This window comes from Streptomyces inusitatus (assembly GCF_014651115.1).
Lineage (GTDB): Bacteria > Actinomycetota > Actinomycetes > Streptomycetales > Streptomycetaceae > Streptomyces > Streptomyces amakusaensis.
On the sequence record NZ_BMWG01000020.1, the window covers coordinates 22,443 to 30,983 of the forward strand.

Consider the following 8,541-nt stretch of genomic DNA (forward strand, 5'->3'; position numbering starts at 1 on the left):
CGAATCGACCTCAAGAAATCAGAGCGGTACGCTCCTTGGTCAGGAGAGCTTTCGAGCGAACATGAGGAAGGGCGGTGACATCGCGATGGGAGATCTTCCGGACCGCGCGGAACTCACCCGCCGACGCCATGTCGACCTCGTCCGCGTCTCCAGCGCCCTGTGTCGGCCCGCCCGCTGAAGATCCGACTCCACGCGCCACTCCACCCCCAGGTCACCCATGCGATGAATTCTTTATGAATTCATTTCCGTGACCGACGGGTTCGGCAATCTTCGCCCGATTCCCTATGCACGGGAGTTACCGATGCCCTCGCTGTCCGCCGCCGACCCGCTGCGGTTCGCCTATTGGGTTCCCAATGTCAGTGGTGGCCTGGTCACCAGCACAATCGAACAGCGCACCGATTGGGGATACGACTACAACCGCGAACTGGCCGTGCTCGCCGAGGCCAACGGCTTTGACTACGCCCTGAGCCAGGTCCGTTACATGGCCAGCTACGGAGCGGAGTACCAGCACGAGTCGACGAGCTTCAGCCTCGCCCTGCTGCTCGCCACCGAACGCCTCAAGGTCATCGCCGCCGTCCACCCGGGTCTCTGGCACCCCGGAGTGCTGGCCAAGCTCGGGACCACCGCGGATCTGCTGTCCAAGGGCCGCTTCGCCGTCAACGTCGTCAGCGGCTGGTTCAAGGACGAGTTCACCTCCCTCGGCGAACCCTGGCTGGAGCACGACGAACGCTACCGGCGCTCCGAGGAGTTCATCCGCGCGCTGCGCGCCCTGTGGACCGACGACCACGCCGAACTGGCCGGGGACTTCTACCGGATCAGGGACTTCTCGCTCAAGCCCAAGCCCTTCGGCGTCCCCGGCCGCCCCCACCCCGAGATCTTCCAGGGCGGCAACTCGACCGCGGCCCGCACCATGGCGGGCCGGGTCTCCGACTGGTACCTCAGCAACGGCAAGGACTTCGACGGCGTACGGGAACAGCTCCGCGACGTACGCGCCTCCGCAGCGGCGGCCGGGCGGCGGGTGCGCTTCGGACTCAACGGATTCCTGATCGCCCGTGACACCGAGGCCGAGGCGCGCGAAGTGCTGAGGGAGATCGTCGCGAAGGCGGACACCGAGGCGGTGCACGGCTTCGGGACCGCGGTGCGGCAGGCGGGCCGGTCCGCGGCGGACGGCAAGGGCATGTGGCAGGACTCGTCGTTCGAGGATCTCGTCCAGTACAACGACGGCTTCCGAACCGGTCTGATCGGCACGCCCGAGCAGATCGCCGAGCGCATCGTGGCGTACAAACGCCTCGGCGTGGACCTGCTGCTGCTCGGTTTCCTGCACTACCTGGAGGAGGTCGAGTACTTCGGCCGGCGGGTGCTGCCCCTGGTGCGCGAACTGGAGGCGCGGCCCCGCGCCGCCGTCCCCGCACCGGCCGCGGCACCGGTCTGAGCCCCTGCCCCTTCACCCGCCCCGACCCGAACCCGAACCCGAAAGCACGAGAACCGAAGGAGAACACGCGCATGAGCACCACCCTCCCCGCCGACTGGACGACTCTGCCCGCCCCCACCGACGCCCCCGGCTGGATCGCACGCGCCGCCGAGGTGAGCGCCGTCCTCGCCGTCGACGCCGCCGCCCGCGACAAGGCCGGCGCGACCCCGTACGCCGAAGTCCGGCTGCTCAAGGAATCGGGCCTGGTCACTCTGCTCGGGCCCGTCGCCCACGGCGGCGGCGGCCAGGACTGGCCCACCGCGTACCGAGTGGTGCGCGAGATCGCCAAGGCGGACGGATCCATCGGCCAGCTGCTCGGCTACCACTATCTGTGGAACTGGGCCGCCCGGCTGGTCGGCACCCGCGCGCAGTGGGAGCACGTCGAGGCGGAGGCCGCCCGCAACCGCTGGTTCTTCGGCGGCGCGGTCAACCCCCGCGACGACGACCTCGTGGTGCGCGAGGAGGGCGAGGACGCCGACACCCTCGTCTTCACCGGCCGCAAATCCTTCTCCACCGGCAGCAAGGTCTCCGACGTCACCGTCCTGGAAGGCGTACTGGAGGGCACGGACAAGCACATCTTCGCCATCGTCCCCTCCGACAGCGAGGGCCTCGCCTTCCACGACGACTGGGACAACATCGGCCAGCGCCTCACCGAGAGCGGCAGCGTCACCATCGACGGCGTACGCGTCCCCTGGGCCTCGGCCGCCGGTTACACCGACAAGACGTTCGCACCGCGCGTCTACAACACCCTCAACGTCCCGGTGATCCAAATCGTGTTCATCAACTTCTACCTCGGGATCGCCGCCGGAGCACTGGAGACCGCCGCCACCTACACCCGCACCAAGACCCGTCCCTGGCTGCACGGCGGCCATGAGCGGGCCGTCGACGAACCGTATGTCATCGACGTCTATGGAGACCTCACCGCCAAGCTCTGGCAGGCCGAGGCATTCGCCGACCGGGTGGCCGAGGAGGCACAGCGGCTGCACGACGACCCCGACGCGATCACCGAGGACGCCCGGGGCAAGCACGAAGTGCGGGTGGCCGCCGCCAAGGCCGTCGCCACCGAAGCGGCGCTGGAGATCACCAGCCGGATCTTCGAGGTCACCGGGGCCCGCTCCACCGCCAGCGCCGAAGGGCTCGACCGCTTCTGGCGCAATGTCCGCACCCACACCCTGCACGACCCCATCGCCTACAAGCGGCGCGAGGTCGGCCGCCATGTCCTCACCGGGGAACTGCCCGAACCCACCTGGTACTCCTGACCCCGCAAGATCCCCGGCCGAACCCGGCCCCACCCTCTCGCGTCCCGCCCGGCCCGGCGCCGGCGGGACGGTCAGCCACCCGAGGTGAATCCCGTATGGCCACCATCCTCTCCGTCTCCGGCAGTCCGTCCCCCGCTTCCCGAACGGCGAGGCTGCTGCGTCACCTGGACGGCAGGCTCGCCGCCCAGGGCCACCTGGTGATCCCTCTCGACGTGCGGACGCTCCCCGCCGAAGCCCTGCTCGGAGCCGACCCCGGGCATCCGGCGATCGCCGCCGCCCGGCGGCTGTTCGCACAGGCCGACGGCGTCCTCGTCGGGACGCCGGTCTACAAGGCCGCCTACTCCGGGCTGCTGAAGGCCCTGCTCGATCTGCTGCCGCAGCACGCGCTCGCGGGCAAGACCGTGCTGCCGCTCGCGACGGGCGGCTCCCTCGCCCACGCGCTGGCCGTCGACTACGCGCTGCGCCCGGTCCTCTCGGCGATGGGCGCGTCCCACATCGTCCAGGGCCGCTTCGTCCTCGACCGGCACATCAGCGCCCCGGACGGCGGAACCGTCGCCGTCGACCCGGCCTCCGGGGCGGAGCTGGAACGGGTCCTCGACCACTTCTCCCTGGCGCTGGCCGCCGCCGAGTCACTGCCCCTGGCCGCCTGACATGGCGGCACGGGTGATCGCCGACGACACGGAGGCCCTGGCGGTCGCCGCCGAACTCGCCGACGCCTTCCGGGCCGGAGCCTCGGCCCGGGACGCCGGACGCCTTCTGCCGTACGCCGAACTCGACCGGCTCTCCGCCACCGGCCTCCTCGGGATCTCCGTACCCGCCGACCACGGCGGAGCCGACGTCCGCGCCCGCACACTCGCCGAGGTCTTCCGCAGGCTGGCCTCCGCCGACGCCAGCCTGGCGCAGATCCCGCAGAGCCACTTCGTCTATGTGAACGTGCTGCGCCGCCAGGGCACCGAGGCGCAGCGGACGTTCTTCTTCCGCGAGGTGCTGGCCGGCCGCCGGTTCGGCAACGCGCAGTCGGAGAAGGGGACCGCGCACATCCAGGATGTCCGCGCCAGGCTCACCCCCCGTCCGGACGGCTCCTATCTGCTGACCGGCGAGAAGCACTACGCCACCGGGGCGCTGTTCGCCGACTGGATACCCGTGCTGGCCAGGGCGGAGGGCGACGCCCCGCATGTGGCGTACATACCCCGCGACGCGCCGGGTCTCACGGTGATCGACGACTGGGACGGCATGGGACAGCGCACCACCGCCAGCGGCACCGTGCGCCTCGCGGAAGTCCCCGTCGCCGCCGACCGTGTCATACCGCACCACCTCACCTTCGACGGGCCCCAGCTGCACGGCGCGGTGGCGCAGTTGCTCCACACGGCCATCGACGCCGGGATCGCGGCGGGCGCGCTCGCGGAGGCCGTCGCGTTCGTCCGTACGAGCAGCAGACCCTGGTTCGAGAGCGTCGGCGAAGGGCACGCGACCGCCGCCGACGATCCGCTGCTCATCCAGCGCTTCGGCGAACTCGCGATCCAGGTGCGGGCGTCCGACGCACTGCTCGGCGCGGCGGCGGACGCCGTGGACGAGGCGTCCGCCGCGCTCACCGACGACAGCGCCGCCCGGGCGTCGATCGCGGTGGCGGCGGCGAAGGTCCACGCCGCGCACACGGCGGTGGAGACGGCCGACGCGCTGTTCGAGCTGTCGGGGACGCGCGCCGCCCTGGACGGCCTCAATCTGCACCGCCACTGGCGCGACGCGCGTACGCACACCCTGCACGACCCGGTCCGCTGGAAGGTGCAGCACATCGGCCGCCATGTGCTGAGCGGCACCCGGCCGCCGCGCCACGGTCTGCTCTGACCCGCCCCCCCCCGCCCCGGAGAGTCCCGTGAACCTCACCTTCCACTGGTTCCTCCCCACCTACGGCGACAGCCGCCATGTCATCGGCGGCGGTCATGGCGTGTCGGCCGGCACGGCGGGCGCGGCAGGCGGCGCGCGCCCCGCCGACCTCGGCTATCTGACCCAGATCGCCCGCGCGGCCGAGCAACTGGGCTTCGAGGGCGCTCTCACCCCCACCGGCGCGTGGTGCGAGGACGCCTGGCTGACCACCGCCATGCTGTCGCGGGAGACCGAACGGCTGAAATTCCTCGTCGCCTTCCGCCCGGGTTTCGTCTCCCCGACGCTGGCGGCCCAGATGGCCGTCACCTTCCAGCGCCACGCCCCCGGGCGGCTGCTGCTCAATGTGGTGACGGGCGGCGAGAGCCATGAACAGCGCGCGTACGGCGACTTCCTCGGCAAGGACGCGCGGTACGAACGGACCGGCGAGTTCCTCGGAATCGTCCGGGCGCTCTGGCGGGGCGAGACGGTCACCGGGCGCGGCCGGCATCTGCACGTCGAGGAGGCCCGGCTGGGCCGGCTGCCCGACCCGGTGCCGCCGATCTACTTCGGCGGCTCGTCGGCCCCCGCCGGAGAGGTCGCCGCCCGCCACAGCGATGTCTATCTGACCTGGGGCGAGCCGCCTGCCCAGGTGGCGGAGAAGATCGCGTGGGTGCGCGCCCTCGCGGCACGGGAGGGCCGGACCGTACGGTTCGGCATCCGCCTCCATGTGATCGCGCGCGACACCGCCGACCAGGCGTGGGCCGAGGCGGCACGGCTGCTGGACGGATTCTCGGCGGAGGCCGTCACCGCGGTGCAGGCGGGTCTCGCACGCAGCGAGTCCGAGGGCCAGCGGCGGATGCTGGCCCTCCACGGCGGCTCCCGGGACGGTCTGGAGATCGCGCCGAATCTGTGGGCCGGGATCGGTCTGGTCCGCGGGGGAGCGGGCACCGCGCTCGTCGGCGGCCACGCGGAGGTCGCGGAGCGGATCGTGGAGTACCACCGGCTCGGCGTCGACGAGTTCATCATGTCCGGCCATCCGCATCTGGAGGAGGCGTACTGGTTCGGTGAGGGGGTGCTGCCGAGACTGGCCGCGCTGGGGCTGTGGACCCCTTCGGGGGGCGGACCGCCGGGGGACGGAGCCGACGCGGAGGTGCCCTTCGCGGCACGAGCGCACCGCTGACCGCCGGAGCGCGCCCCGCCCCTTCATGCGTCCGCGCCGTCCCTTCGCGTGTCCGCCCGGCCGGCCGGTCTTCTTCCGGCCGGCCGGGGCGGCAGATTCAGCGCCCGGCCGGGATCACCCGGCGGTCACCGTGTCCTCGAACGTCCGGCCCGCCGCGCGGTACGCCCCGACCTCCGCCGCGACCTGCTCGGGGGTGAGGACCCGGTCCTTGATGTGCAGGACGTAGTCCACCTGCTGCTCGTACGCCCGGGGCGCGGTGGAGGTCTGGCCCGTCAGGTCCGTCAGCCACTGGTTGAAGCTGATGATCATGGAGCGTTCGGGGAGATACGCGGCGCCGTGGGTGCTGAAGAGCCGCCCGTCCACGTAGTAGCGGATGTCATCGCCGTCGATGGTGAACACCAGGTCGTGCCATCCGCCGTGGCTGCTTCGGGCCACCGTGTGCTGGTTGACGCTCTGCCCCGAGTCCGGGTCGTAGGTCTCCCAGGAGGTGGTGAAGAAGATGTTGGCGCTCTCGCCCCAGCCACCGTTGGGCAGATACTCGAAGTCGTACTCCGAGTAGTCGTCGGCCATCGGCGACTTGAGGTCGTTGATGGCGAAGAAGGTCTGCACCACATGGTCGCCGTCCGGCCCCGACCTCGGCGCGTCGCTGAATTTGACCCGGGCCGCGTAGGTGCCGTTCCTGAACTTCATCGCGGAGGTGGAGATCTCCGCCTGGCGGGTGCTCGCCGCCGTCCCGGAGGTGGAGGTCTCCAGATTCATGACGGTCTCGCCGCCCGTGGAGGTGAAGGAGATGTTCTGCGGCGACCAGGTCGCGCCCGGGACGCCGGGGCCGCCCGAGTAGGTGCGCAGCGTCCAGCCGTTGGCCGCGATCCGGGGATCGTTGTGCGCGGTGTAGTCGAAGTCGTCGAAGAGCGCGGCGCGCGGCGGATCGGTCGGCCCCCCGCCGGGCTCGGCGCCCCACACGGTGGTCCCGGCCAGCCGCGCGGTGACCTTGGGCCAGTCGCCGTACGAGGTCTGCCCGGCTCCGAAGGAGTGGTCGTCGCTCTGGTTCAGCTGCTGCCAGTCCGAGCGGTGGAAGCGCAGCTGTATGTCCCCGCTGTCCGCGCCGGGGGCGAGAGAGCCCGCCCCGGCGGTGAAACCGACCTCCAGATAGCGGTCGGCGGTGGCCGTCGGCCGGGTGAGCGTGCCGAAGGAGCCGGTCACCTGGGCGCACCCCCTCACCGCCCAGTCGCAGGAGAAGCGGTGGGCGGCATGGGCCGAGTCGGCCTTGAAATAGTAACGGATCTTCACATCGCTCAGCGGCACCGAGGCGCCGCCGGTATTGCGCACCTTGAACCAGGGCGCGGTCTGGGAGGCGGTGGCCCCGGTCGCACTGGTGCGGTACTGGACGGTGAGTCCGCCGCCTGTGGTGGCGGCGTTCGCGGCGGTGGGGAGGGTCGCGAGACCGACCGTGCCGAGGGCCATGGCGAGAGCGGCGGCCGCCGCCGTGCGCAGCCGGTGGTGGGGGGTTCTTCTCATGGCGCTGCCTCTCCTGAACGGGTGGGGCGGGCTGTCGCCCGGGTGACGTCCGGCGACAGTCCGTGACTGTACTGAAAAGGGATCCTGTCGAACTGGTGTATGTAAGTGGCATCTGAATTCGAGAGCACTGCCGTGCGGGCCGCTTCGCTGCGCCGACAGGGTGATATATGCATCTGCCACCCATACCTTCGGGCCTCGGCTCCGAACCCTGAGCGGACATCGCCCGCCCCGGGCGATCCACCCAGCAAGGAGCACCGTCATGCGCAACTCCGTCGCCACGGCCGCCGTCTGCCTGGCCGCCCTCACCACACCAGCCCTCGCGCTCGCCGAACCCGCCGCCGCGCCCGCCGCCTCGCGAAGCGGTGCCGCCGCCCCCAGAACCCTCAGCGCGCTCGGGCTCACGGCCGACCAGCGGCTCGTCCGGTTCGCCGTCGACAAGCCCTCGGCGACCAGGACCCTGGGCCGGATCAGCGGCCTGACGGGCGACACCAAGCTCGTCGGCATCGACTTCCGGGTCCAGAACCTCAAGCTGTACGGAGTCGGCGACCAGGGCGGTGTCTACACCCTCGACACCACGAACGCCACGGCCACGAAGGTCTCCCAGCTCACGGTCGCCCTCTCCGGCGCGCTCTTCGGCGTCGACTTCAACCCGGCGGCCAACCGGCTGCGCGTCATCAGCGACACCGGCCAGAACCTCCGCCACAACATCGACGACGCCACCGGCGCGCCCGGCACCGTCGCCGACGGCCCGCTGATCAACCCCACCGTGCCGCCCACCGCGGCCCAGGGCGTCACCGCCGCCGCCTACACCAACAACGACCTCGACACCGCCACGGCCACCACCCTCTTCGACATCGACACCCTGACCGACCGCGTCGACCTCCAGTCACCCGCCAACAGCGGCTCCCTCGCCCCCACCGGCGGCCTCGGCGTCGACGCCGGCCCGGACGCCGGATTCGACATCTACTTCTCCCCGGCGGACGGCTCCAACCACGGCTTCGCCGCCCTCCGCACCGGCACCTCCCACCGTCTCTACGAGGTCGGCGTCCTGACCGGAGCCGTACGCGACCTCGGCTCCTTCCCCGCCCGCCGCCAGGTCACCGACATCGCCCTGCCGCTCGCCCAGCACTGAGCCGAGAGCCCGGCACGCCGGAGGGCGGGCACCCCCCCGTGGGCGGGCCCCCGGGGGCTCTACGGGGTCCCCCCCCCCCGGCGCTTCGCCCCCCCCCCCGCCGCCCTCGGCATCTGGG

8 protein-coding genes are annotated in these 8,541 nt (G+C 71.6%); 7 read left to right on the plus strand and 1 reads right to left on the minus strand.

The genetic code is table 11. The features are described from left to right. The first annotated feature begins 61 nt into the window (after positions 1–61). From IE247_RS35070 to IE247_RS25130, 6 genes are all read left to right on the plus strand, one after another. A complete protein-coding gene (locus tag IE247_RS35070) occupies positions 62–178 on the plus strand; it encodes a putative leader peptide (RefSeq protein WP_373305604.1) in 117 nt (38 codons plus the stop codon). Between the two features lie 123 nt (positions 179–301). Next, positions 302–1,432 (plus strand): dimethylsulfone monooxygenase SfnG, encoded by a 1,131-nt coding sequence (gene sfnG, locus IE247_RS25110; protein WP_190125542.1) that lies wholly within the window; start codon positions 302–304, stop codon positions 1,430–1,432. A 71-nt stretch (positions 1,433–1,503) separates the two neighbouring features. After that, a complete protein-coding gene (locus tag IE247_RS25115) occupies positions 1,504–2,730 on the plus strand; it encodes an acyl-CoA dehydrogenase family protein (RefSeq protein ID WP_190125543.1) in 1,227 nt (408 codons plus the stop codon). Between the two features lie 95 nt (positions 2,731–2,825). Beyond that, positions 2,826–3,380, plus strand: coding sequence for an NADPH-dependent FMN reductase (gene ssuE, locus IE247_RS25120; protein ID WP_190125544.1), 555 nt, complete (start codon positions 2,826–2,828; stop codon positions 3,378–3,380). A gap of 1 nt (position 3,381) precedes the next feature. Then, complete coding sequence (locus tag IE247_RS25125) at positions 3,382–4,575, plus strand: SfnB family sulfur acquisition oxidoreductase (RefSeq protein ID WP_190125545.1); 1,194 nt, start codon at positions 3,382–3,384, stop codon at positions 4,573–4,575. 28 nt (positions 4,576–4,603) lie between these two features. Beyond that, a complete protein-coding gene (locus tag IE247_RS25130) occupies positions 4,604–5,773 on the plus strand; it encodes an LLM class flavin-dependent oxidoreductase (RefSeq protein ID WP_190125546.1) in 1,170 nt (389 codons plus the stop codon). Positions 5,774–5,887: 114 nt separating this feature from the next. Here IE247_RS25130 and IE247_RS25135 read toward each other — a convergent pair whose 3' ends face one another. Further along, positions 5,888–7,291, minus strand: coding sequence for a cellulose binding domain-containing protein (locus IE247_RS25135; protein WP_229869340.1), 1,404 nt, complete (start codon positions 7,289–7,291; stop codon positions 5,888–5,890). A gap of 259 nt (positions 7,292–7,550) precedes the next feature. Here IE247_RS25135 and IE247_RS25140 point away from each other — a divergent pair, with 259 nt between their 5' ends. Beyond that, positions 7,551–8,423, plus strand: a complete 873-nt coding sequence (locus tag IE247_RS25140; protein ID WP_190125547.1) for a DUF4394 domain-containing protein — start codon at positions 7,551–7,553, stop codon at positions 8,421–8,423. The last annotated feature ends 118 nt before the right edge of the window (positions 8,424–8,541 follow it).

Excerpts from the sequence above, each read along its gene's own strand:
- sfnG (WP_190125542.1), top strand. The coding sequence starts at position 302 with ATGCCCTCGCTGTCCGCCGCCGACCCGCTGCGGTTCGCCTATTGGGTT.
- IE247_RS25115 (WP_190125543.1), top strand. The coding sequence starts at position 1,504 with ATGAGCACCACCCTCCCCGCCGACTGGACGACTCTGCCCGCCCCCACC.
- IE247_RS25125 (WP_190125545.1), top strand. The coding sequence starts at position 3,382 with ATGGCGGCACGGGTGATCGCCGACGACACGGAGGCCCTGGCGGTCGCC.
- IE247_RS35070 (WP_373305604.1), top strand. The coding sequence starts at position 62 with ATGAGGAAGGGCGGTGACATCGCGATGGGAGATCTTCCGGACCGCGCG.
- IE247_RS25140 (WP_190125547.1), top strand. The coding sequence starts at position 7,551 with ATGCGCAACTCCGTCGCCACGGCCGCCGTCTGCCTGGCCGCCCTCACC.
- ssuE (WP_190125544.1), top strand. The coding sequence starts at position 2,826 with ATGGCCACCATCCTCTCCGTCTCCGGCAGTCCGTCCCCCGCTTCCCGA.
- IE247_RS25135 (WP_229869340.1), bottom strand. The coding sequence starts at position 7,291 with ATGAGAAGAACCCCCCACCACCGGCTGCGCACGGCGGCGGCCGCCGCT.